Source organism: Streptomyces sp. TRM49041, assembly GCF_008271805.1.
GTDB lineage: Bacteria > Actinomycetota > Actinomycetes > Streptomycetales > Streptomycetaceae > Streptomyces.
This window is the reverse complement of sequence record NZ_VSRY01000063.1, coordinates 20,218-44,430: the sequence shown is the minus strand read 5'-3', so window position 1 is coordinate 44,430 and position 24,213 is coordinate 20,218. Positions and strand designations below refer to the sequence as shown.

Here is a 24,213-nt window from a genome sequence, read left to right as displayed (position 1 = left end):
GGGGCTTTTTGTGAGCCTGGGCCCCCGTCGTCCATCCAGTCCGAGAGAATTGCCAGGAAGTAGGGTCCAGCCGTGATTATGGGGTTCTCGATCGCCCTGATCGTGTTCAGCCTGCTGCTGATGCTGCTGGTGCTGATGCACAAGGGGAAGGGCGGCGGTCTCTCCGACATGTTCGGTGGCGGTATGCAGTCCTCCGTCGGTGGTTCCTCGGTCGCCGAGCGTAACCTCGACCGCATCACCATCGTGGTGGCGCTGCTCTGGGTCGCCAGCATCGTCGTCGTGGGTCTGCTGATCAAGCTGGACGGCTGAGCCGGCCTTCCTCGTCCCGCGTCCCGTGTCCGGTGAGAGGGGTAACTCCCGTCACTGGACGCGCGTTGGGCCTTACGTAGACTGGGGCATCCTCGAGCACCATCACGCAGGGAGTGACGACCGTGGCAAGTGGCAACGCGATCCGGGGAAGCCGGGTCGGAGCGGGGCCGATGGGGGAGGCCGAGCGCGGCGAGTCCGCACCCCGGCTCCGCATCTCCTTCTGGTGCTCCAACGGGCACGAGACACAGCCGAGCTTCGCCAGTGACGCGCAGGTCCCGGACACCTGGGACTGCCCCCGGTGCGGCTTCCCGGCAGGCCAGGACCGGGACAACCCGCCGGACCCGCCGCGCACCGAGCCGTACAAGACGCACCTCGCGTACGTCAGGGAGCGGCGCAGCGACGCGGACGGCGAGGCGATCCTGGCCGAGGCGCTCGCCAAACTGCGCGGCGAGATCTGACTTGGCACACCACAGCACGGGCCCTGCCCGCGAAATCCACCGGGTTTCCGCGAGCAGGGCCCTTTCGCGTCCGTGGACACGCCGGTTGTGGACAAGCCGGTCGTGGACAAGTCCCCTGTGGACAAGTCCATGAGGGGCCCCCAGATCAATTAAGTTGGAGGGGCAGCGGGGCAAGCAGGCAGGTACGAGAAGAAGTGGGCTATCAGTGAACGCACAAGGCCGTACGAGGCTCAACCGGACGCCGGAGTGGGCCGCCCTGGGCAAGCACCGTGAGCAGCTGGGCCGGACGCATCTGCGCGAGCTGTTCGCCGCCGACCCGGCGCGCGGCACCGGCTACACCCTGCGCGTCGGCGATCTGTATCTGGACTACTCCAAGCAACTCGTCACCGACGAGACGTTGACGCTGCTGCGCGAGCTGGCCGCAGCCACCGGGGTCGCGCAGCTGCGGGACGCCATGTTCCGCGGCGAGAAGATCAACACCACCGAGAAGCGAGCCGTCCTCCACACAGCGCTGCGCGCCTCGCGCGACGCCGTCATCGAGGTCGACGGCGAGAACGTGGTGCCCGGCGTGCACGCCGTCCTCGACAGAATGGCCGCGTTCTCGGAGCGGATCCGCTCCGGTGAGTGGACCGGCCACACCGGGAAGCCCATCAAGAACGTCGTCAACATCGGCATCGGCGGCTCCGACCTCGGCCCGGCGATGGCGTACGAGGCACTGCGCTCCTACACCCGCCGCGATCTGACGTTCCGTTTCGTCTCGAATGTCGACGGCGCCGATCTGCACGAGGCGATCCACGACCTGGACGCGGAGGAGACCCTCTTCATCATCGCGTCCAAGACGTTCACCACGATCGAGACCATCACCAACGCCACCTCCGCCCGCGAGTGGCTGCTCGGTGAGCTCAAGGCCGGCCAGGAGGCCGTCGCCAAGCACTTCGTGGCCCTGTCGACGAACGCCGGGAAGGTCGAGGACTTCGGCATCGACACGGCCAACATGTTCGAGTTCTGGGACTGGGTCGGCGGCCGCTACTCGTACGACTCCGCCATCGGCCTGTCCCTGATGGTCGCCATCGGCCCGGACCGGTTCCGCGAGATGCTCGACGGCTTCCGGCTGATGGACGAGCACTTCCGCACCGCCCCGCCGGAGGAGAACGCCCCGCTGCTCCTCGGACTGCTGGGCGTCTGGTACGGCGCGTTCTTCGACGCCCAGTCGCACGCGGTGCTTCCGTACTCGCACTACCTGTCCAAGTTCACGGCGTATCTCCAGCAGCTCGACATGGAGTCGAACGGCAAGTCCGTGGACCGCGACGGCAACCCCGTCGACTGGCAGACCGGCCCGGTGGTGTGGGGCACTCCCGGGACGAACGGGCAGCACGCCTACTTCCAGCTCATCCACCAGGGCACGAAGGTCATCCCGGCCGACTTCATCGGCTTCGTCAAGCCGGTCGACGATCTGCGGCCCGGGCTCGTCGCCCAGCACGACCTGCTGATGGCGAACTTCTTCGCCCAGACGCAGGCCCTGGCCTTCGGCAAGACCGCCGCCGAGGTACGGGCCGAGGGAGTCGCCGAGGAGCTGGTGCCGCACAAGACGTTCCACGGCAACCACCCGACGACCACGATCCTCGCGGACGAGCTGACCCCGTCCGTGCTGGGCCAGCTGATCGCCCTGTACGAGCACAAGGTCTTCGTCCAGGGCGCCGTCTGGAACATCGACTCGTTCGACCAGTGGGGCGTCGAGCTCGGCAAGGTCCTCGCCAAGCGCATCGAGCCCGTTCTGACCCAGGGCGTGGGCGGCGAGGACCTCGACAGCTCCACGGCGGCCCTGGCCGACGCGTACCGGGCACAGCGGGCGGAGTGAGCTGATGGCGGGGGAGAGCGCGGTGCGGCTGAGGCCGCCCAGGAACACACTGGACGAGCGGGCCATCGCCTGGTGGCGCGCGCAGTGGCTGGTGGCGACGGCCGTGCCCGTGGTCGCCCTGGTCGTCCTGGGTGGCCTCGTGGAGCCCGCGAGGGTGTGGCTGCTGGCCACCGCCGCCGCCGCGGCGGCGGCCGGGCTCGCCTGCACCGCGTTCTTCCCCCGCTGGTGGTTCAAGGTCCATCGCTGGGAGGTCACCGAGGACGCCGTGTACGTCAGGACCGGCTTCTTCTGGCAGGAGTGGCGGATCGCCCCCATGTCCCGCATCCAGACCGTCGACACGGTACGGGGCCCGCTGGAGCAGGCGTTCCGGCTGGCCACGGTCACGGTGACCACGGCGTCCGCCAAGGGCGCGGTCACCATCGCGGGGCTCGACCACCAGCTGGCCGCCGACCTGGCCGAGCGGCTGACCCGGATAACCCGGGACACACCCGGGGACGCGACATGAGCGACGCGGCGGCCCCGCGGGACACCGCCACGAGCGGCCTCGACGCGGTGAGCGGCTCCGGCGCCCAGGGCGGCTCCGGTGCCGGGGGCCGCCTCGCCGCGGGCGTGGAGTGGCGGCGGCTGGACAGGCGGACGCTGCTCGTCACGGCGCTTGTCTTGTGCGGGGTCGCCGCCGGTGGCGCCGTGCCCGCGTTCCTCGCCCTGTCCAGGGGGATGGCCGTGTGGCGTGCACTGCTGCTGGTGGCCGTCGGCGCGGTCGTCCTGGTGCTGGGCGGCACGGGGATCGACTACGTACGGTGGCGCAGGACGCGGTATCGGATCGGCGCCGAACGGGCCGAGCTGCGCACCGGGCTGCTGCTCGTCAAGCGGCGCTCACTCGCCCGGGAGCGGATCCGCAGCGTCGACCTGACGGCGAACGTGCTGTTGCGGATACTGGGCCTCGTCAAGGTCCGCATCGGCACCGGCGAGCACACCGGCGGCGGCGAGTCCACGCTGGAGCTCGACCCGGTGACCCGAGCCGAGGGCGAGCGGCTCCGCCGGGAGCTGCTGCGCCGCGCACCCGAACCGGGCGCCGCCCCTGAGCAGGACGGTGAGATCGCCGTCCTGGACCCCGCCTGGATCCGGTACGCGCCCGTCTCGTTCGTCGCCCCGCTGCTCGGCGGTGCGGCGGTGGGCGCTGTGATGCAGGTCAGCGAATGGTTCGGGGTCCAGAGCGAGGTCCTCGACTGGATGGCCGACCTCTTCCGGGCGACCCCGCTCGTCTGGGTCGTCCTCACACTGGGCGCCGCGGCGCTGCTCGCAGGAGTCGTCGGCGCGCTCGCGCTGTGGGTCGAGATGTGGTGGAACTACCGGCTGGAGCGTGAACCGGGCGGCACTCTCCGGGTCCGGCGCGGGCTGCTCACCGCGCGCTCGCTGTCCATCGAGGAGCGGCGGCTGCGCGGCGTCGAGCTCGTGGAGCCGCTCGGCGTCCGGCTGTTCCGCGCCGCACGGATAGACGCCATCGCCACCGGCCTCGTCAAGGAGGACGACGACAAGGGCTCCGGACACAAGTCGCTGCTGCCCGCCGTGCCCCGCGCGGTCGCGGACGGCGTCGCCGCGCGCGTCCTGCGCGAGCCCGAGTCCCCGACGGGTGCCCGGCTCACGGCACATCCCCGGGCGGCCCGCACCCGGCGCCTCCGCTGGTCACTGGCCGCCGCCCTGCTCCCCGTACCGGTGCCGGCGGTGCTCGGTGCCGTGCTGGACGTCTCCACCCTGCTGTACGCGGCTGTGGCCTGTGCCCTGGTGCTGCTGCCGGCCGCGGTGGCCCTCGCCGTCGACGCGTACCGGAACCTCGGCCACGGCATCGGGGGCGGTTACCTCGTGGCGCGCTCCGGGACCGTACGCCGCACCACCGTCGCCCTCCAGCGCGGCGGCGTCATCGGCTGGACGGTGAAGCAGTCGTACTTCCAGCGCCGCGCCGGACTGCTCACGCTCACCGCGACCACGGCGGCCGGCGACGGCGCGTACGACGTGTACGACGCCGACGAGAGCGAGGGCCTGCGCTTCGCGGCCACCGCTGTCCCGGGACTCCTGGAGCCGTTCCTCGAACGGCCCGAGTGACGCACGCCACATTGCCGGAATGGTCTCATCCGGCCGGACTTGGTGATCATGAGGCGCATGACGTTCACCAGCCGACGCACCGTCCTCACCGCACTCGCCACCGCCGCCGTCAGCGGCCCTGTCCTGGGCACGCTGACCGCGTCACCGGCCCACGCCACCGGTGAGTTCGACATCTACACCTCGAACACCGACCTCTACACAAAGCTGGCCGGGCAGGAGGGCGTGGACTTCGCCCGCCGGTACAAGCGGCACGCGTACGCCGACCACAGCCTGAGTGACAGATACCCCTACAACCGCACCACGGTCATGGCGATGCACGGCGGCGGCATCGAGATGGGTACCTCCGAGCTCTGCCTCGGCATAGCCGGCTACCACCCCGCCACCCTCCAGCCCGCCGACGACGGCCTCGGCGCGCACGACTACTGGATGTTCGAGGGCCTGCGCAGCTCCAACAACCGCGAACTGCACGTCACCGCCAAGAACAACGACGACCACGTGGCCATCTCCATGGCCCTCTCCAGCCTCAACGTGCTCAGCCTGCACGGCTGCACCGCCGCTCAGGCGGGCACCGCGAACCCGCAGGCCGTGGTCGTCGGCGGGCTCAACGAGCGGTTCAAGACCCTCCTCAAGGCCGAGTTCGACAAGGTGAACATCGCCTGGCGGGACGGCAACGACCCCGAGGTCCGCAACCTCGCCGGCATCAACACCGACAACCCCTGCAACCGCACCATGCTCGGCGAGGGCGGCCAGCTGGAGCTCACCACCGACCTGCGTGCCGCGATGTTCTCCGTCAACACCCGAGCCGGGCGCGCCGGCAGTACGACGGACAAGTACTGGGACTTCGTCCGCGCCTGCCGTACCGCGATCGCCGCCCTGCACCAGGACCCGGAGCAGGTCATCCTCTGACGCCCGGGCCCCGGCCCACCGGCGGACGACGGAGGCCCGGTCCGCGCACCACCGCGGACCGGGCCTCCACCCACGCTCAGCCGACCTGCCGTCAGGGCGACGCCACCGGGTACAGGTCGCGGGGAAGCCGCGCGGCCGCAGCCGCGTCCAGCAGCCACAGCGTTCTCGCCCTCCCGTACGCGCCCGCCGCGGGGGCCTGCACCGCGCCGGCACCCGACAGGGAGATCGCCACGGCCTGCGACTTGTCCTCGCCCGCCGCCAGCAGCCACACCTCACGGGCCGACCGGATCGCCGGAAGCGTCAGCGAGATACGGGTCGGCGGCGGCTTCGGCGCGCCGTGCACGCCCACCACCATGCGCTCGCTCTCCCGGACCGCGGGGTGTTCGGGGAACAGCGACGCGACATGCGTGTCCGGTCCGACGCCCAGCAACAGCACGTCGAACGTCGGCACCGGGCCGTGGTTCTCCGGGCGCGCCACCGTGGCCAGTTCCTCCGCGTACGCCGCGGCCGCCGCGTCCGCGTCCTTGCCGTACGCACCGTCCGACACCGGCATGGTGTGCACCCGGGCCGGGTCCAGCGGCACGCTGTCGAGGAGAGCGGCCCGCGCCTGCGTGTCGTTCCGGTCGGGATCCCCCTCCGGCAGGAACCGCTCGTCGCCCCACCACAGGTCGAGCCGCGACCAGTCGATCGCGTCCCGGGCGGGTGCCGAACTCAGTGCGGCCAGCAGGCCGTTGCCGTTGCGGCCGCCGGTGAGCACCACGGAGGCGGAGCCGCGGGCGGCCTGGGCGTCGACGATGCGCGTGATGAGCCGGGCCGCGGCGGCCTGGGCCATCAGCTCCTTGTCGCGATGGACGACGAGTTGGGGTGCGCTCACTTCGTCGCCGCCTTCCGCGCCGTGGCCTTCTTCGAGGTGGTCTTCTTCACGGTCCCGGCCGACGACTCGCCCGACTCACCCGACTCGCCCGACGTATCCGAGTCACCCGACGCATCCGACTCGCCCGACGACGCGGCCGACCCGGAGGGCGCGATGTCCTCCGCCTCGGCCTCCCGCTGACCCAGCCGGTCGACGCCGAAGCGCAGCGCCGACGCGTATGTGTCGTCCGGGTCGAGCCGCCGCAGCTCCTCCGCGATCAGCTCGGCCGTCTCGCGGCGCTTGAGCGCCACCGCCCGGTCGGGCTGGCCCTGCACGGAGAGCGTGGCCAGCAGGGCGTCCGGCCGGTCCAGCACGATCGGGCCGCAGTTGGTCGCCAGCCGTACGGCGGTGAGGCCGGGGCCCTTCGACCCGGAGCGCCGCACGGGCACGCCGAGGCGGTCCGCCAGCCACATGGCCAGCAGCTCCACGCTCGGGTTGAACTCCTCGCCCTCCACCTCCGCCGAAGTGACCTCGCACACGACCTGGTCCAGGGCGGCCGCGAGCATGGAACGCCACGGCGTGATCCGGGTCCAGGACAGGTCCGTGTCACCCGGCGTGTACGCGTCGGCGCGGGCCGCGAGTTCGCGGATCGGGTCCTCGGCGTTGTACGTGTCGGTCACCCGGCGCTGGCCGAGCGCGCCCAGCGGGTCGCTGGCCGGGTCGGTAGGTGCGTTGACCGGCCACCAGACCACCACGGGCGCGTCGGGCAGCAGCAGCGGCAGCACCACCGACTGGGCGTGGTCGATGACCTCGCCGTGCAGACGCAGGATGACCGTTTCGCCGGTGCCCGCGTCCGCGCCCACCCGCACCTCGGCGTCGAGCCGGGCCTTCGCCCGGTCGCGCGGCGAACGCGAGACGCGCTTGATCACGACGAGGGTCCGCGACGGGTGCTCGCGGGACGCCTCGTTGGCAGCCTTGAGCGCGTCGTACGCGTTCTCCTCGTCCGTGACGATGACCAGGGTCAGCACCATGCCGACGGCCGGGGTGCCGATGGCACGCCGCCCCTGGACCAGCGCCTTGTTGATCTTGCTGGAGGTGGTGTCCGTAAGGTCGATCTTCATGGCCGGCGCCAGCTCCGTCCGTCTCGTGCGAGCATTTCGTCCGCCTCGACCGGACCCCACGTGCCCGCCCGGTACTGCGCGGGCTTGCCGTGCCTGTCCCAGTACTCCTCGATCGGGTCGAGAATGCGCCACGACAGCTCGACCTCCTCCACCCGGGGGAAGAGGTTGGCGTCACCGAGCAGGACATCGAGTATCAGCCGCTCGTACGCCTCGGGGCTGGACTCGGTGAACGACTCGCCGTACGCGAAGTCCATCGAGACGTCCCGCACCTCCATCGAGGTGCCCGGCACCTTGGAGCCGAACCGCATGGTCACGCCCTCGTCCGGCTGGACGCGGATGACCAGTGCGTTGTGGCCCAGCTCCTCGGTCGCCGTGTGGTCGAACGGGGAGTGCGGGGCGCGCTGGAAGACGACCGCGATCTCGGTGACCCGGCGGCCCAGTCGCTTGCCGGTCCGCAGATAGAACGGGACGCCCGCCCAGCGGCGGTTGTCGATCCCGAGCTTGATGGCGGCGTAGGTGTCGGTCTTGGAGTCCGGGTCGATGCCCTCCTCCTCCAGATAGCCGACGGCCGGCGCGCCGCCCTGCCACCCGGCCGCGTACTGCGCGCGCACCGTCGAGGCGCCGAGGTCCTTGGGTAGTCGTACGGCGCCCAGCACCTTGGTCTTCTCGGCGGCCAGCGCGTCCGCGTCGAAGGATGCGGGCTCCTCCATCGCGGTCAGCGCGAGCAGCTGGAGGAGGTGGTTCTGGATGACGTCCCGGGCGGCGCCGATGCCGTCGTAGTAGCCGGCGCGGCCGCCGATGCCGATGTCCTCGGCCATGGTGATCTGGACATGGTCCACATACGACCGGTTCCAGATCGGCTCGAAGAGGGTGTTGGCGAACCGCAGCGCCAGAATGTTCTGGACGGTCTCCTTGCCCAGATAGTGGTCGATCCGGAACACCTGGTCCGGAGTGAACACCTCGTGGACGATCGAGTTGAGTTCCTTGGCCGAGGCCAGGTCGTGGCCGAACGGCTTCTCGATGACCGCGCGGCGCCAGGCGCCTTCCCGCTCCTCGGCCAGCCCGTGCTTCTTCAGCTGCTGGACGACCTTCGGGAAGAACTTGGGCGGCACGGAGAGGTAGAAGGCGAAGTTGCCGCCGGTGCCCTGAGCCTTGTCCAGCTCCTGCATGGTGGCCTTCAGCTGCTCGAACGCCGTGTCGTCACCGAAGTCGCCCTGGACGAACCGCACGCCCTGGATCAGCTGCTGCCACACCTCCTCGCGGAACGGGGTGCGGGCGTGCTCCTTGACGGCGTCGTGCACGACCTGAGTGAAGTCCTCGTCCTGCCACTCGCGGCGGGCGAACCCGATCAGCGAGAAGCCCGGCGGCAGCAGCCCCCGGTTCGCCAGGTCGTACACGGCAGGCATCAGCTTTTTGCGTGACAAATCGCCCGTGACGCCGAAGATGACCAGGCCCGACGGCCCCGCGATACGCGGGAGCCGTCGGTCCGCGGCGTCACGCAGCGGATTGCTGCTGTGCTGCAAGGTCCTACGCCTCCGCGGGTGCGAGGCGCTTGAGCTCCGCCTCGGTAGACGCCAGCAGGTCGTTCCAGGACGACTCGAACTTCTCGACGCCCTCGTCCTCCAGGACCTGGACCACGTCGTCGTAGCTGACGCCCAGCTTCTCGAGGGTGTCCAGGTCGGCCCGCGCCTGCTCGTACGTGCCGGCGATGGTGTTGCCGGTGATCTCGCCGTGGTGGGCGGTGGCCTCGAGTGTGGCCTCCGGCATGGTGTTGACCGTGCCCGGGGCGACCAGGTCGTCGACGTACAGGGTGTCCTTGTACGCCGGGTCCTTCACACCGGTCGAGGCCCACAGCGGACGCTGCCTGTTGGCCTGCGCCCGGTCCAGGGCCGCCCAGCGCTCGGAGTCGAACACCTCCTCGTAGGCCTGGTAGGCGAGGCGGGCGTTGGCGAGGGCGGCCTTGCCGCGCATCGCCTTGGCCTCGGGGGTGCCGAGCCCGTCCAGCCGCTTGTCGATCTCGGTGTCCACGCGGGACACGAAGAAGGACGCCACCGAGTGGATCTTCGACAGGTCCAGGCCGCGCTCCTTGGCCTTCTCCAGACCGGCCAGGTAGGCGTCCATGACCGCGCGGTAGCGCTCCAGCGAGAAGATCAGCGTGACGTTGACGCTGATACCGAGGCCGATGGTCTCGGTGATCGCCGGGAGCCCCGCCTTGGTGGCCGGGATCTTGATGAGCGTGTTCGGCCGGTCGACCAGCCAGGCCAGCTGCTTGGCCTCGGCGACCGTCGCCTTGGTGTTGTGGGCGAGCCGCGGGTCCACCTCGATCGAGACCCGGCCGTCCTGGCCCTGCGTCGCGTCGAAGACGGGCCGCAGGATGTCGGCGGCGTCCCGGACGTCCGCCGTCGTGATCATGCGGAGGGCCTCCTCAACGGTGACCCCGCGGGCGGCCAGGTCCTCCAGCTGACGGTCGTAGCCGTGGCCCTCGGAGATCGCCTTCTGGAAGATCGACGGGTTGGTGGTCACACCCACCACATGCTGCTCGTCGATCAGCTCCGCCAGATTGCCGGAGGTGATCCGCTTGCGGGACAGGTCGTCCAGCCAGATCGCGACGCCTTCGTCGGAGAGGCGCTTGAGTGCGTCTGTCATGAGAGTTGCATCTCCTACTTCTGCTTGTGTTGGCGTCAGCGCGTGGCGGCCGCGATCGATTCCCGCGCGGCGGCGGCGACGGCCTCCGGGGTGAAGCCGTACTCGCGGAACAGCAGCTTGCCGTCCGCCGAGGCACCGAAGTGCTCCAGCGACACGATCCGGCCCGCGTCACCCACGTACCGGTGCCACGTCAGCCCGATACCGGCCTCGACCGCCACCCGCGCCTTCACCGACGGCGGCAGCACCGAGTCCCGGTACCCCTGGTCCTGCTCCTCGAACCATTCGACGCACGGCATCGACACGACCCGGGTCGGCACGCCCGCCGCCTGGAGCTGCTCACGCGCCTCCACGGCCAGGTGCACCTCCGAACCGGTGGCGATCAGCACGGCCTGCGGCTCGCCGCCCTCGGCGTCCGCCAGCACGTAGCCGCCCCTGGCGGTGCCCTCGTTCGGCTCGTACGTCGGCACGCCCTGACGGGTCAGCGCCAGGCCGTGCGGGGCGCCCTTGCCGAACTCCTTCGTCCAGCGCTTGAGGATCTCCCGCCAGGCGATCGCCGTCTCGTTGGCGTCGGCCGGGCGCACCACGTTCAGACCCGGGATCGCACGCAGCGACGCCAGGTGCTCCACCGGCTGGTGGGTCGGGCCGTCCTCGCCGAGGCCGATCGAGTCGTGCGTCCACACGTAGGTCACCGGCAGGTGCATCAGCGCGGACAGGCGCACCGCGTTGCGCATGTAGTCGGAGAACACCAGGAAGGTGCCGCCGTAGATCCGGGTGTTGCCGTGCAGGGCGATGCCGTTCATCTCGGCGGCCATCGCGTGCTCACGGATACCGAAGTGGATCGTCCGGCCGTAGGGGTCGGCCTCCGGCAGCGGGTTGCCCTCCGGCAGGAACGACGACGCCTTGTCGATCGTCGTGTTGTTCGAGCCGGCCAGGTCGGCCGAGCCGCCCCACAGCTCCGGTACGACCCCGCCCAGCGCCTGGAGGACCTTGCCGGACGCGGCGCGCGTGGCGACGCCCTTGCCCGCCTCGAAGACCGGGAGCTTCTCCTCCCAGCCCTTGGGCAGCTCGCCCGCGGAGATCCGGTCGAACTCGGCGGCGCGCTCCGGGTTGGCGGCACGCCACTCCTGGAGGTCCTTCTCCCACCCGGCGCGGGCCTCACGGCCACGGTCCAGGGCGCGGCGGGTGTGCGCGATGACCTCGTCGGAGACCTCGAAGGTCTGCTCCGGGTCGAAACCGAGGACGCGCTTGGTGGCCGCGACCTCCTCGTCGCCGAGCGCCGAGCCGTGCGACGCCTCGGTGTTCTGCGCGTTCGGCGCGGGCCAGGCGATGATCGAACGCATCGCGATGAACGACGGGCGCCCGGTCTCCGCCTTGGCGGCCTGGATCGCCGCGTACAGCCCGGCCGGGTCCAGGTCCCCGTTCTCCTGCTGCTCGACGCGCTGCACGTGCCAGCCGTACGACTCGTACCGCTTCATCGTGTCCTCGGACACGGCGGTCTCGGTGTCGCCCTCGATCGAGATGTGGTTGTCGTCCCACAGCATGATCAGGTTGCCGAGCTTCTGGTGCCCGGCCATCGAGGACGCCTCGGCGGCGATGCCCTCCTGGAGGCAGCCGTCACCGGCGACGACATAGACGAAGTGGTCGAACGGAGAGGTGCCGGGCGCCGCCTCCGGGTCGAACAGACCGCGCTCGTAGCGGGCGGCCATCGCCATGCCCACGGCGTTCGCGACACCCTGGCCCAGCGGGCCGGTCGTCGTCTCGACGCCCTCGGTGTGGCCGTACTCCGGGTGGCCCGGAGTCTTCGACCCCCAGGTACGGAACGCCTTCAGGTCGTCCAGTTCCAGGCCGAACCCGGCCAGGTACAGCTGCGTGTACAGCGTGAGGGACGAGTGGCCCGCGGACAGTACGAACCGGTCGCGGCCGGTCCAGTCCGGGTCGGCCGGGTCGTGGCGCATGACCTTCTGGAACAGCGTGTACGCCGCCGGGGCCAGGCTCATCGCCGTACCAGGATGGCCGTTGCCGACCTTCTGTACGGCGTCCGCGGCCAGGACACGGGCGGTGTCGACGGCACGCTGGTCCAGTGCGGTCCAGTCGAGGTCTGCGGTGGTCGGCTTGGTGCTCACCCTCGGTCAGGGCTCCTCTCCACATGTCATGCATGCCGATGACGTCGGTCGCACCGGCCGCTGCCGAGCCTATCCCCTCACGAGGCCCGATTTTCCGGCTCGTAACCGGGTCTTGCCACCCGCGTCGACCTGCGTGCACCAGCTGTCCACGGGGCCGCTCATCCGATCGCTCATCCGTCGGCCTTCGGCCCGTTCCCCGCTCATCCGAGCGCTCGGTCAACACGGTCGACCCCCGGGGAGGGCGACGTATGGGCAACGTCTAGAGTGGCGTGGTACGCGCGAGCCTTCACCGGCCCTTCATGTCAAGGGCGGGCTCGCAGGGATGTCTCTGTCAGGGGTGTGCGTGACGGCCGTCGAATCCCGTCCAGCGGGTGGGGGCACCTCCCATGCTCTCAAGGCTATGGGGGAGCCCGGAACGAGCCCGGTCCATCGGCCGTTCGGTGCCCGCGCCAAGGCTTTCGTGGCGCTGACCAAGCCGCGGATCATTGAACTGCTGCTGATCACGACCGTACCGGTGATGTTCCTCGCCGAACAGGGTGTGCCGGACCTGTGGCTGGTGCTTCACACCTGCTTCGCCGGCTATCTCTCGGCGGGCGGCGCGAACGCGCTGAACATGTACATCGACCGGGACATCGACGCCCTGATGGACCGTACGTCCCAGCGCCCCCTGGTCACCGGCATGGTCTCGCCCCGCGAGGGTCTGGTCTTCGGCCTCGGCCTCGGTGTGGTCTCCACGCTCTGGTTCGGGCTGTTCGTCAACTGGCTCTCGGCCTGGCTCGCGCTCGGCGCGCTGCTCTTCTACGTCGTCGTCTACACGATGATCCTCAAGCGCCGGACCGCGCAGAACATCGTGTGGGGCGGCATCGCCGGCTGCATGCCGGTCCTCATCGGCTGGTCCTCCGTCACGAACTCCATGTCGTGGGCCGCCGTCATCCTCTTCCTCGTCATCTTCTTCTGGACGCCGCCGCACTACTGGCCGCTTTCCATGCGGGTGAAGGAGGACTACGCGCGCGTGGGCGTGCCGATGCTCCCCGTCGTCGCCTCCAACAGGGTCGTGGCGCGGCAGATCGTCCTCTACAGCTGGGTGATGGTCGCCGTCTCGCTGCTGCTCCAGCCGCTCGGCTACACCGGCTGGTTCTACACGGCCGTGGCGCTGGCCACCGGCGGCTGGTGGCTGTGGGAGGCACACGCCCTGCAGCACCGCGCACGGTCCGGCGAGACCGGCACCAAGCTGAAGGAGATGCGGCTCTTCCACTGGTCCATCACCTACGTCTCGCTGCTCTTCGTGGCGGTCGCGGTGGACCCCTTCCTGCGCTAGCCGGGACCCTGGACCCCGGGCGTGGCCAAGGCCACGTGACCCGCCAGTCGCGGGTTGATCTACCCGGCAGTAGCATCCTGTTCATGGCAGACACCACCAAGCAGGCAGAGCGCACGGCGGCGAAGCTCGCCAAGCAGATCCAGGCGTTCGCCAAGAAGCACGGCGGCGCCCAGGGCCAGCTCGCCTACATCGGGCAGGCGGGCACGCGCATCGTGCTGGTCGGCGAGGACGGCGAATGGGGCGACCTGGTCGCACCGGACAACAAGACCGCGCAGGGCGCCGCCGAGAAGGCCGGCCTCACCCTGCACGAGTCCTTCGACGGCGAACTGGCCGCGAAGGTCCGCACAGGACCGTACGAGTGGAGCCGCATGGCGGGCATCCAGCTGGGCGGCCCGGCCAACGGCTGAGTACCGGCCGGCCAGATAAAACGATCAGCCGGAGAAATCGACCGCCTGAGGCAACACCTCACTCGGGGTTCACCCGTTAGGACGTGTGGAAAGCCGCCACGTCCTCCGAGGGAGCCCTCGCAATGATCGACACCCCGACGCTGGTGGACCAGTACTGCCACGGGGTGCTCCGCACGGAGCTGGGCCTCGGCACCTTCGAGGCGCAGCTCGGCCGGACCGCGGGACCGCCCGCGTCCGGCACCACACTCTTCGACACCCAGACCGGTTTCGCGGTACGGCGCTGGTGCCCGCCGCCGCTCGGTCTGGAGCCGCACTGCACGCCCGCCCGCTACCTCGCCCGGCGGCGCGAGCTCGGCACCCTCGAAGCGGGCAGGCGGCTGCTGCGGTCCACCGGGATCTCCACGTACCTCGTGGACACCGGGCTGCCCGACGACCTCACCGGGCCCGGGGAGATCGCCGCGGCCGGGGCCGCCGAGGCCCATGAGATCGTCCGCCTCGAACCGCTGGCCGAGCAGGCCGCCGAGACGTCCGGCACCGTCGACGGGCTCCTCGCGAACCTCGCGCAGGCCGTACACGGCGCCGCCGTCTCGGCCGTCGCCTTCGCATCGGGCTCCGCCGTACGGTTCGGCCTCGCCCACGCCGCCGAACCGCCGGAGCCGGGGGAGGTGCGCGCGGCCGCGGGGCGCTGGCTGGCCCGGCGCCGGGCGGGCGGCCCGCTGACGGACCCCGTCCTGCTGCGGCACCTGCTGTGGATCGCCGTCGCCTCCGGCCGCCCCCTCCAACTGCACGCGGGCGCCGACGACCCGATGCCGCTCGGCGAGTTCGCGGCGGCCACCGGCGGGCTCGGCACGGACCTGGTGATCCTGCACGGCTACCCCTACCACCGGCAGGCCGCGCACCTGTCGAGCGTGTTCCCCCACGTCTACGCCGACCTGGGCCCCGCCCTGGCCAGGACCGGGGCGCGGGCGGCGGCCGTCCTCGCCGAGACCCTGGAGCTGGCGCCGTTCGGCAAGCTGCTGTTCTCCAGCGGCGCCCGTGGACTGCCGGAGCTGCACGTGGTGGGCGCCCGGGTGTTCCGGGAGGCGCTCACCCGGGTGCTGGCCGGCTGGGTCCACGACGGCGCCTGGTCCCGTACGGACGCCCAGCGCGTCGCCACCATGATCGCGTCCGGCAACGCCCGGCGGGTGTACGGGCTCGGCTGAGCCGTCGGGCCGTTACGCCGCCGTCAGAGCGGAGCCGTCCGACTGGGCCGGCACCGGGGCCGAGGCGTGCGGCCGCTCCCGAAGGCTCAGGGCGAGCCGCAGCACCGCGATCCACAGCAGCGCGGAGCCGAGCATGTGGGCACCGACGAGGACCTCGGGGACGCCCGTGAAGTACTGCACATAGCCGATGGCGCCCTGGAGCAGTACGACCAGCAGCAGGTCGCGGGCGCGGGCCCGGATGTCGTCCGGGGCGTCCACCACGCGCAGCACGAAGAACATGGCGACCGCGCCCACGCACACCACCCATGCGAGCGCGGCGTGGACCTGCGCGACGGACGTGTAGTCGAACGGCATACGCGGCACGTCACTGCTGTCGCCCGCGTGCTTGCCGGTGCCCGTCACTCCCGTACCGGCCAGGATGAGCACTCCCGTCAGGACGACGAGCCCCCAGCCCAGCCTGCGCACCGGCCCCGGCACGCGCGGACGCGGCGCCCCGTCGCCCTCGCCTGCCCGCACCCATGTGATCGTGGTGACGGTGAGCAGCGCGTTCGCGGCGACGAAGTGACCGGCCACGGTCCACGGGTTCAGATCCATCCAGACCGTGATGCCGCCGATCACGGCGTTGCTCATGACGATCCAGAACTGCAGCCAGCCCAGCCGGGTCAGCCCCCGTCGCCACGGCTTGGTGGACCGGGCCGCGATGATCGCCCAGCCGACGGCCGCCGACAGGACGTATGTGAGCATCCGGTTGCCGAACTCGATGGCGCCGTGGATGCCCTGTTCCGGCGTGGCGAAGAGGCTGTCGTCGGTGCACTTGGGCCAGGTGTCACAGCCGAGGCCGGAGCCGGTCAGCCGGACGGCGCCGCCGGTGACGATGATGACGACGGTCATGACGACCGCGGCCAGGGTGGCTCGCCGGAGCATCCTGGGGGAGGGGGTCCAGCGCTGGGCGATGTGGGCGAGGGGGGTCAGCACGGGCCTATCGTAGGCGGCCGCTTGTGCATGGATTCACGAGGGGTGCCAAAAGCGGACGAGGCGGCTGCTCCCAGGCGTGACGGCCATGGCCGGGAGGGCTCCCCGGCCGCCTCTCCCGAGGCTTCCAGGCGACTGCTCCCGCGGCTTCCCGGCGGCTACTCCCAGCGGAAGAACCGGGCCGCCGCGCCGAGCCCCGCCACCGCCCACACGCCTAGGACGCCGAGGTCGCTCCACGGCATCCCGGCGCCGTGCTGGAGCACGTCCCGCAGGCCGCCCGAGAGCGCCGAGATGGGCAGCAGCTCCAGCGCCGCGCGCGCGGCGTCGGGGAACCTGTCGAGCGGGACGACCACGCCGCCGCCCACGAGGAGGAGCAGAAAGACCAGGTTCGCGGCGGCCAGGGTCGCCTCGGCCTTCAGGGTGCCCGCCATCAGCAGGCCGAGCCCCGAGAACGCGGCGGTGCCGGCGACCAGGAGCAGGAGCACGGAGAGCGGGCCGCCCTGCGGGGACCAGCCGAGCCCCAGGGCGATGGCCGCCAGCAGCAGGATCTGGAGGACCTCGGTGACCAGCACCGAAAGCGTCTTCGCGGTCATCAGGGCCCAGCGGGGCAGGGGGGACGCGGCGAGCCGCTTGAGCACCCCGTAGCGGCGCTCGAAGCCCGTCGCGATGGCCTGCCCGGTGAACGCGGTCGACATCACGGCGAGCGCGAGGACGCCGGGGGTGAGGAAGTCCACGGCCTTGCCGTCGCCGGTGTCGACGATGTCGACGGTGGAGAACAGCACGAGCAGCAGGGACGGGATGACGACGGTCAGCAGGAGCTGCTCACCGTTGCGGAGCAGCATCCGGGTCTCCAGCGCGGCCTGCGCGGCGATCATGCGCCCCACGGGGGCGGCACCCGGCTTCGGGGCGTGGGTACCGGTACTCATCCGCGCAGCTCCTTGCCGGTCAGCTCCAGGAAGACGTCCTCCAGCGTGTGCCGTTCGACCGCGATGCCGTCGGGCATCACCCCGTGCTGGGCGCACCAGGTGGTGACCGTGGCGAGCAGCTGCGGGTCGACCGTGCCGTGGATCCGGTACGCGCCCGGGGTGACCTCCGCGGCGGCCGTGCCGTCCGGCAGGGCCTTCAGGAGCGAGCCCAGGTCGAGTCCGGGGCGGCCGGTGAAGCGGAGGGAGTTCTCGGCGCCGCCGCGGCACAGTTCCTCCGGGCTGCCCTGGGCGACGACCCGGCCCGCGTCGACGATCGCCACGTCGTCGGCGAGCTGCTCCGCCTCGTCCATGAAGTGTGTGGTGAGGACCACGGTCACCCCGTCGGCGCGCAGCTCCCGCACCAGCTCCCAGGTGGCGCGGCGGGCCTGCGGGTCCAGGCCAGCGGTCGGCTCGTCCAGGAAGACCAGCTCCGGGCGGCCGACGACGGCCATGGCGAGCGCCAGGCGCTGCTGCTGGCCGCCGGAGAGCCGCCGGTACGTCGTACGGCCGCAGGAGCCGAGCCCGAGGCGCCCGATCAGCGCGTCCACATCCAGCGGATGGGCGTGCAGCCGCGCCATATGGCGGAGCATCTCGTCCGCGCGCGCGCCGGAGTAGACGCCACCCGACTGGAGCATCACGCCGATGCGGGGCCGCAGCAGGGCCGCGTCGGCGACCGGGTCGAGGCCCAGGACCCGGACGGTGCCCGCGTCGGGGCGGCGGTAGCCCTCGCAGGTCTCGACGGTGGTGGTCTTGCCGGCCCCGTTGGGGCCGAGGACGGCGGTGACGGTGCCCGCGCGGACGTCGAGGTCGAGCCCGTCCACCGCGGTCTTCGTCCCGTACCGCTTGACCAGGCCCCGTACCTGGACGGCGGACTCGTTTCGCATGTCAGCGAGTCTAGAGAGCCGCCGGGCGGGCCCGGTCCGCGGGGCCGCGCGCCGGCCGGAACCCGCTGCTCGGCGCGGCAGGGGTGATCATTTCCGCAGGTCAGGTTAGGTTTCCCTAAGTGATGCACGGCACCGTCGGGTGATCCAGGCGCGGCTTGTCACCCTCTCCCGAATTACGCAACAATGGCGTTGTGAAAAACGTCGGTGAGACTCCCACGACCTCCGGGGAGGAGCTCGCGACCGGGGAGCGCTCGACGCGCAACCGGGTCGCGCGGTCCATCCTGGACCACGGACCGTCCACCGTCGCGGAGCTCGCCCAGCGGCTCGGACTCACCCAGGCGGCCGTACGCCGACACCTCGACGCGCTCGTCACGGACGACGTGGTCGCTCCGCGCGAACAGCGCGTCTACGGCGCCCGCACCCGAGGCCGCCCCGCCAAGGTGTTCGCCCTGACCGACTGCGGCCGGGACGCCTTCGACCAGTCGTACGACAGCCTCGCGGTCGACGCCCTACGCTGGATCGAGCAGAACGCCGGAGGCGAGGCCGCCGTCGCGGCGTTCGCCCGGGACCGGATCGAGACCCAGGCGGAGGCGTACCGCGAGGCCGTCGAGTCGGCGCCGCCGCACGAACGCGCCGAGGCGTTGGCCAGGGCGCTGAGTGTCGACGGGTACGCTGCGACGGCACGCAAGGCGCCGGTCGGGCAGGTCGGACAGCAGCTGTGCCAGCACCACTGTCCGGTCGCCCATGTCGCGGAGCGCTACCCGCAGCTCTGCGAGGCGGAGACGGAGGTCTTCTCCCGTCTCCTCGGCACCCACGTCCAGCGCCTGGCCACCATCGCGCACGGCGACGGGGTCTGCACGACGTTCATTCCGCACAGCAGCCCGCACAGCCCGAATACCCCGCAGTCCCCTTCATCAGCATCCGCAAGCACGGCCGGGAGGAACCCCGCATGACCACCGAGATCAGCCACCCCGAGCTCGAGGGCCTGGGTCGGTACGAGTACGGCTGGGCCGACTCCGACACCGCCGGTGCCAGCGCCCGGCGTGGCCTGGGCGAGGACGTCGTCCGCGACATCTCCGCCAAGAAGAACGAGCCGGAGTGGATGCTGAAGCTGCGGCTGAAGGGTCTGCGCCTGTTCGACAAGAAGCCCATGCCGACCTGGGGCTCCGACCTGTCCGGCATCGACTTCGACAACATCAAGTACTTCGTCCGGTCCACCGAGAAGCAGGCCGAGTCCTGGGAGGACCTGCCCGAGGACATCAAGAACACGTACGACAAGCTCGGCATCCCCGAGGCGGAGAAGCAGCGTCTCGTCGCCGGTGTCGCGGCCCAGTACGAGTCCGAGGTCGTGTACCACCAGATCCGCGAGGACCTGGAGAGCCAGGGCGTCATCTTCCTCGACACGGACACCGCGCTGAAGGAGCACCCGGAGCTCTTCAAGGAGTACTTCGGCACGGTCATCCCGGTCGGCGACAACAAGTTCGCCTCGCTGAACACGGCCGTGTGGTCCGGCGGCTCCTTCATCTACGTGCCGAAGGGCGTGCACGTCGACATCCCGCTCCAGGCCTACTTCCGGATCAACACGGAGAACATGGGCCAGTTCGAGCGGACGCTGATCATCGTCGACGAGGACGCCTACGTCCACTACGTCGAGGGCTGCACCGCCCCGATCTACTCCTCGGACTCCCTGCACAGCGCCGTCGTCGAGATCATCGTCAAGAAGGGCGCGCGCTGCCGCTACACGACCATCCAGAACTGGTCGAACAACGTCTACAACCTGGTCACCAAGCGTGCCGTGGCGTACGAGGGCGCGACCATGGAGTGGGTCGACGGCAACATCGGCTCCAAGGTCACCATGAAGTACCCGGCCGTCTACCTGATGGGCGAGCACGCCAAGGGAGAGACCCTCTCCATCGCCTTCGCGGGCGAGGGCCAGCACCAGGACGCCGGCGCCAAGATGGTCCACATGGCCCCGAACACCTCCTCGAACATCGTCTCCAAGTCGGTGGCGCGAGGCGGCGGCCGCACCTCCTACCGCGGTCTCATCGAGATCGGTGAGGGTGCCCCGGGCGCCAAGTCCAACGTGCTCTGCGACGCCCTGCTCGTCGACACGATCTCCCGCTCCGACACGTACCCGTACGTCGACGTGCGCGAGGACGACGTGTCCATGGGCCACGAGGCGACCGTCTCCAAGGTCTCCGAGGACCAGCTCTTCTACCTCATGAGCCGCGGCCTCTCCGAGGACGAGGCCATGGCCATGATCGTGCGCGGCTTCGTCGAGCCGATCGCCAAGGAGCTGCCGATGGAGTACGCGCTGGAGCTCAACCGGCTGATCGAGCTGCAGATGGAGGGCGCGGTCGGTTAAGACCGGCCCGCCTGAACGACCGACGACGTAAGCACGTAGGAAGAGAAACCCAGACAGCCATGGCTGAGGCCCAGAATTCCCCCGAGCCCTCGACTCCGCTCGGACAGGGGGGACCCCCGCCGGTGGGGTCCACCACCGCCGGCTCCATCGCGGTGGCCGCCGAGTCGACCGTCGCCACGCGTATGAGCGCCCCCCCGTCCTTCGACGTCGCGGACTTCCCCGTCCCGCACGGCCGTGAGGAGGAGTGGCGGTTCACCCCGCTGGAGCGGCTGCGCGGCCTGCACGACGGCACCGCCACCGCCACCGGCGAGGGGGTGCGCGTAGACGTCACCGCGCCCGGCGCCGTCACCGTCGAGACCGTCGGCCGCGACGACGCCCGGCTGGGCAAGGCCGGCATGCCCGTGGACCGGGTCGCGGCCCAGGCGTACTCCTCCTTCGAGAAGGCCACGGTCGTCTCCGTACCCAAGGAGGCCGTGCTCGCCGAGCCCGTCCGTATCGCCGTGCACGGCCAGGGCGGCACCTCGTACGGCCACCTGGTCGTCGAGCTCGGCGCCTTCGCCGAGGCCGTCGTGGTCATCGACCACACCGGTGACGCCGTCCTCGCCGCCAACGTCGACTACATCCTGGGCGACGGCGCCAAGCTGACCGTCGTCTCCGTCCAGGACTGGGACGCCGAGGCCGTCCATGTCGCCCAGTACAACGCGCTGGTCGGCCGCGACGCCTCCTTCAAGTCCGTCGTGGTCACCTTCGGCGGCGACGTCGTCCGCATCCACCCGCGCGTCGAGTACGCCGGGACCGGCGGCGAGGCCGAGCTGCTCGGCCTGTACTTCACCGACGCCGGCCAGCACCAGGAGCACCGCCTCCTCGTCACCCACAACGCACCGCACTGCAAGTCGAACGTCGCCTACAAGGGAGCCCTCCAGGGCGAAGGCGCGCACGCCGTGTGGATCGGCGACGTCCTCATCCAGGCCGCCGCCGAGGGCACCGACACCTACGAGCTCAACCGGAACCTCGTCCTCACCGACGGTGCCCGGGTCGACTCGGTGCCGAACCTGGAGATCGAGACCGGCGAGATCGCCGGCGCCGGCCACGCCTCGGCGACCGGCCGCTTCGACGACGAGCAGCTCTTCTACCTGATGGCGCGTGGTATCCCGGAGACCGAGGCCCGCCGCCTCGTCGTCCGCGGCTTCTTCGCCGAGCTGGTCCAGCAGATCGGCCTCGCCGACGTCGAGGCGCGGCTCATCGAGAAGATCGAGGCCGAACTGGAGGCGTCCGTCTGATGGCCTTCGTCCGCGTCTGTGGCATGAGCGAGCTGGAGGAGGACACCCCGAAGCGGGTGGAACTCGACGGCACGCCGGTGTCCGTCGTCCTCACCGAGGGCGAGGTGTTCGCGATCAACGACATCTGCTCGCACGCGAACGTCTCCCTCTCCGAGGGCGAGGTCGAGGACTGCGCCATCGAGTGCTGGCTGCACGGCTCCAGCTTCGACCTCCGTACCGGTAAGCCGTCCGGCCTGCCCGCGACGCGCCCCGTCCCCGTATACCCCGTAAAGATCGAAGGGGACGATGTGCTCGTCTCCGTCACCCAGGAGTCCTGAGTCACCCATGGCAACGCTTGAAATCCGCGACCTGCACGTCTCCGTCGAGGCCGACAACACCACGAAGGAGATCCTCAAGGGCGTCGACCTGACCGTGAAGCAGGGCGAGACACACGCCATCATGGGCCCCAACGGCTCCGGCAAGTCGACCCTCGCCTACTCCCTCGCCGGTCACCCCAAGTACACGATCACCGGCGGCACCGTCACCCTCGACGGCGAGGACGTCCTCGAGATGTCCGTCGACGAGCGTGCCCGCGCCGGTCTCTTCCTCGCCATGCAGTACCCGGTCGAGGTCCCCGGCGTCTCGGTCTCCAACTTCCTCCGCACCTCCGCCACCGCCATCCGCGGCGAGGCCCCCAAGCTGCGCACCTGGGTCAAGGAGGTCAAGGAGGCCATGGAGCGCCTCAACATGGACCCCGCCTTCGCCGAGCGCAACGTCAACGAGGGCTTCTCCGGCGGTGAGAAGAAGCGCCACGAGATCCTCCAGCTGGAGCTGCTCAAGCCGAAGATCGCCGTCCTCGACGAGACCGACTCCGGCCTCGACGTCGACGCGCTGCGCATCGTCTCCGAGGGCGTCAACCGGGTCCGCGAGACCGGTGAGGTCGGCACCCTGCTGATCACCCACTACACGCGTATCCTTCGCTACATCAAGCCGGACCACGTGCACGTCTTCTCCGCCGGCCGCATCGTGGAGTCGGGCGGCCCCGAGCTGGCCGACAAGCTGGAGGCCGAGGGCTACGAGGCCTACGCGAAGCACGACGGAGTCGACACGAAGGGTGGCGTATCCGCGTGACACAGCTCCCGGGCCTCCTCGACACCGAGGCGATCCGCAAGGATTTCCCGATCCTGGACCGCGTCCTCCACGACGGCAAGAAGCTCGTCTACCTGGACAACGCGGCGACCTCGCAGACGCCGCGCCAGGTGCTCGACGTGCTCAACGAGTACTACGAGCAGCACAACGCCAACGTCCACCGTGGTGTGCACGTCCTCGCCGAGGAGGCCACGGAGCTGTACGAAGGCGCCCGCGACAAGGTCGCGGCCTTCATCAACGCGCCCAGCCGCGACGAGGTGATCTTCACCAAGAACGCCTCGGAGTCGCTGAATCTCGTCGCGAACATGCTGGGCTGGGCCGACGAGCCCTACCGCGTGGACTCCGACACCGAGATCGTCATCACGGAGATGGAGCACCACTCCAACATCGTTCCGTGGCAGCTGCTGTCGCAGCGCACCGGCGCGAAGCTGAAGTGGTTCGGGCTGACGGACGACGGCCGGCTCGACCTCTCCCGCATCGACGAGGTCATCACCGAGAAGACGAAGATCGTCTCCTTCGTCCTGGTCTCCAACATCCTCGGCACCCTCAACCCGGTCGAGGCCATAGTGCGCCGCGCCCAGGAGGTGGGCGCGCTCGTCCTCGTCGACGCGTCTCAGGCCGCCCCGCACATGGTGCTGGACGTCCAGGCCCTCCAGGCCGACTTCGTGGCCTTCACCGGCCACAAGATGTGCGGCCCGACCGGCATCGGCGTGCTCTGGGGCCGCCAGGAGCTGCTTGAGGACCTCCCGCCGTTCCTGGGCGGCGGCGAGATGATCGAGACGGTCTCGATGAGCTCGTCGACATACGCGCCGGCGCCGCACAAGTTCGAGGCGGGCACGCCGCCGATCGCCCAGGCCGTCGGTCTCGGCGCGGCGGTGGACTACCTCGCCTCGATCGGCATGGACAAGATCGCCGCCCATGAGCACGCGATCACGGAGTACGCGGTCCAGCGCCTCCAGGCCGTGCCGGACCTGCGGATCATCGGCCCCGCCACGGCCGAGGACCGGGGCGCCGCGATCTCCTTCACGCTCGGCGACATCCACCCGCACGATGTGGGCCAGGTCCTCGACGAGCAGGGCATCGCGGTCCGGGTCGGCCACCACTGTGCTCGGCCCGTCTGCCTCCGGTACGGAATTCCTGCGACCACGCGAGCGTCGTTCTATCTGTACTCCACGCCGGCCGAGGTCGACGCCCTGGTGGACGGCCTGGAGCACGTCCGTAACTTCTTCGGATGAGGGGCTGACTGAGGCGTGCTGTGTTTTCCCGGGGACGGCCCCCGGACCCCCGGCAGACACGCGACGGAGCCGGCGATGGG

The 24,213-nt window shown here is 70.6% G+C and carries 23 protein-coding genes; 15 read left to right on the top strand and 8 right to left on the bottom strand.

The genetic code is table 11. The features are described 5' to 3' along the window. Positions 1-78: 78 nt before the first annotated feature. From secG to FVS66_RS03985, 6 genes are all read left to right on the top strand, one after another. Positions 79-309, top strand: a complete 231-nt coding sequence (secG, locus tag FVS66_RS04010) for a preprotein translocase subunit SecG (RefSeq protein WP_187645376.1) — start codon at positions 79-81, stop codon at positions 307-309. A gap of 122 nt (positions 310-431) precedes the next feature. Continuing rightward, positions 432-767, top strand: a complete 336-nt coding sequence (locus FVS66_RS04005) for an RNA polymerase-binding protein RbpA (RefSeq protein ID WP_003957010.1) — start codon at positions 432-434, stop codon at positions 765-767. 205 nt (positions 768-972) lie between these two features. Further along, complete coding sequence (gene pgi, locus FVS66_RS04000) at positions 973-2,625, top strand: glucose-6-phosphate isomerase (RefSeq protein WP_149179572.1); 1,653 nt, start codon at positions 973-975, stop codon at positions 2,623-2,625. Between the two features lie 4 nt (positions 2,626-2,629). Then, on the top strand, positions 2,630-3,130 hold the full coding sequence (locus tag FVS66_RS03995; protein ID WP_149179571.1) for a PH domain-containing protein: 501 nt from the start codon (positions 2,630-2,632) through the stop codon (positions 3,128-3,130). Then, positions 3,127-4,728, top strand: a complete 1,602-nt coding sequence (locus FVS66_RS03990; protein WP_149179570.1) for a PH domain-containing protein — start codon at positions 3,127-3,129, stop codon at positions 4,726-4,728. The genes FVS66_RS03995 and FVS66_RS03990 overlap by 4 nt, the downstream gene beginning before the upstream one ends. Positions 4,729-4,785: 57 nt before the next feature. Continuing rightward, the gene (locus tag FVS66_RS03985) at positions 4,786-5,634 is read left to right on the top strand and encodes a poly-gamma-glutamate hydrolase family protein (RefSeq protein ID WP_149179569.1); all 849 of its coding nucleotides are present in this window, start codon (positions 4,786-4,788) and stop codon (positions 5,632-5,634) included. Between the two features lie 91 nt (positions 5,635-5,725). Here the strand turns inward: FVS66_RS03985 and pgl are convergent, their stop codons facing one another. The 5 genes from pgl to tkt are packed head-to-tail and all read right to left on the bottom strand — an operon-like array spanning position 5,726 to position 12,377. After that, positions 5,726-6,508, bottom strand: coding sequence for a 6-phosphogluconolactonase (pgl, locus tag FVS66_RS03980; protein WP_149179568.1), 783 nt, complete (start codon positions 6,506-6,508; stop codon positions 5,726-5,728). After that, a complete protein-coding gene (opcA, locus tag FVS66_RS03975; RefSeq protein WP_149179567.1) occupies positions 6,505-7,608 on the bottom strand; it encodes a glucose-6-phosphate dehydrogenase assembly protein OpcA in 1,104 nt (367 codons plus the stop codon). The genes pgl and opcA overlap by 4 nt, the downstream gene beginning before the upstream one ends. Next, positions 7,605-9,131, bottom strand: coding sequence for a glucose-6-phosphate dehydrogenase (zwf, locus tag FVS66_RS03970; RefSeq protein ID WP_149179566.1), 1,527 nt, complete (start codon positions 9,129-9,131; stop codon positions 7,605-7,607). The genes opcA and zwf overlap by 4 nt, the downstream gene beginning before the upstream one ends. A 4-nt stretch (positions 9,132-9,135) precedes the next feature. Further along, positions 9,136-10,254, bottom strand: coding sequence for a transaldolase (tal, locus tag FVS66_RS03965; RefSeq protein ID WP_149179565.1), 1,119 nt, complete (start codon positions 10,252-10,254; stop codon positions 9,136-9,138). A 35-nt stretch (positions 10,255-10,289) separates the two neighbouring features. Beyond that, entirely contained in the window at positions 10,290-12,377 is a 2,088-nt protein-coding gene (gene tkt, locus FVS66_RS03960; protein ID WP_149179564.1) for a transketolase, read from the bottom strand. Between the two features lie 343 nt (positions 12,378-12,720). On the opposite strand from tkt, the gene FVS66_RS03955 reads away from it, so the two are divergent. The 3 genes from FVS66_RS03955 (at position 12,721) to FVS66_RS03945 (ending at position 15,304) form a co-directional block, all read left to right on the top strand. Beyond that, positions 12,721-13,695, top strand: coding sequence for a heme o synthase (locus tag FVS66_RS03955; protein WP_399224817.1), 975 nt, complete (start codon positions 12,721-12,723; stop codon positions 13,693-13,695). An 83-nt stretch (positions 13,696-13,778) separates the two neighbouring features. Next, on the top strand, positions 13,779-14,102 hold the full coding sequence (locus tag FVS66_RS03950) for a hypothetical protein (RefSeq protein WP_149179562.1): 324 nt from the start codon (positions 13,779-13,781) through the stop codon (positions 14,100-14,102). 122 nt (positions 14,103-14,224) lie between these two features. After that, positions 14,225-15,304 carry an amidohydrolase family protein gene (locus tag FVS66_RS03945; protein ID WP_149179561.1) on the top strand — a complete coding sequence of 360 codons (1,080 nt, stop codon included), beginning with the start codon at positions 14,225-14,227 and terminating at the stop codon, positions 15,302-15,304. A 12-nt stretch (positions 15,305-15,316) separates the two neighbouring features. Here FVS66_RS03945 and FVS66_RS03940 read toward each other — a convergent pair whose 3' ends face one another. The 3 genes from FVS66_RS03940 to FVS66_RS03930 form a co-directional block, all read right to left on the bottom strand. Then, positions 15,317-16,279 carry a COX15/CtaA family protein gene (locus FVS66_RS03940; RefSeq protein WP_187645372.1) on the bottom strand — a complete coding sequence of 321 codons (963 nt, stop codon included), beginning with the start codon at positions 16,277-16,279 and terminating at the stop codon, positions 15,317-15,319. 155 nt (positions 16,280-16,434) lie between these two features. Then, positions 16,435-17,202 (bottom strand): ABC transporter permease, encoded by a 768-nt coding sequence (locus tag FVS66_RS03935; protein ID WP_149179560.1) that lies wholly within the window; start codon positions 17,200-17,202, stop codon positions 16,435-16,437. Beyond that, the gene (locus FVS66_RS03930) at positions 17,199-18,125 is read right to left on the bottom strand and encodes an ABC transporter ATP-binding protein (RefSeq protein ID WP_149179559.1); all 927 of its coding nucleotides are present in this window, start codon (positions 18,123-18,125) and stop codon (positions 17,199-17,201) included. The genes FVS66_RS03935 and FVS66_RS03930 overlap by 4 nt, the downstream gene beginning before the upstream one ends. A gap of 191 nt (positions 18,126-18,316) precedes the next feature. Between FVS66_RS03930 and FVS66_RS03925 the strand changes: the two genes are divergently transcribed. From FVS66_RS03925 to FVS66_RS03900, 6 genes are read left to right on the top strand one after another with little or no spacing between them, the layout of a single operon-like run. Continuing rightward, positions 18,317-19,078, top strand: coding sequence for a metalloregulator ArsR/SmtB family transcription factor (locus FVS66_RS03925; RefSeq protein WP_149179558.1), 762 nt, complete (start codon positions 18,317-18,319; stop codon positions 19,076-19,078). Then, on the top strand, positions 19,075-20,490 hold the full coding sequence (gene sufB, locus FVS66_RS03920; RefSeq protein WP_149179557.1) for a Fe-S cluster assembly protein SufB: 1,416 nt from the start codon (positions 19,075-19,077) through the stop codon (positions 20,488-20,490). The genes FVS66_RS03925 and sufB overlap by 4 nt, the downstream gene beginning before the upstream one ends. A gap of 59 nt (positions 20,491-20,549) precedes the next feature. Continuing rightward, entirely contained in the window at positions 20,550-21,770 is a 1,221-nt protein-coding gene (sufD, locus tag FVS66_RS03915; RefSeq protein WP_187645371.1) for a Fe-S cluster assembly protein SufD, read from the top strand. Beyond that, complete coding sequence (locus FVS66_RS03910; RefSeq protein WP_149179555.1) at positions 21,770-22,087, top strand: non-heme iron oxygenase ferredoxin subunit; 318 nt, start codon at positions 21,770-21,772, stop codon at positions 22,085-22,087. The genes sufD and FVS66_RS03910 overlap by 1 nt, the downstream gene beginning before the upstream one ends. A gap of 7 nt (positions 22,088-22,094) precedes the next feature. Continuing rightward, the gene (sufC, locus tag FVS66_RS03905; protein ID WP_149179554.1) at positions 22,095-22,880 is read left to right on the top strand and encodes a Fe-S cluster assembly ATPase SufC; all 786 of its coding nucleotides are present in this window, start codon (positions 22,095-22,097) and stop codon (positions 22,878-22,880) included. Then, positions 22,877-24,133, top strand: coding sequence for a cysteine desulfurase (locus FVS66_RS03900; protein WP_149179553.1), 1,257 nt, complete (start codon positions 22,877-22,879; stop codon positions 24,131-24,133). Before sufC ends, FVS66_RS03900 begins: the two co-directional genes overlap by 4 nt. Positions 24,134-24,213 lie beyond the last annotated feature (80 nt).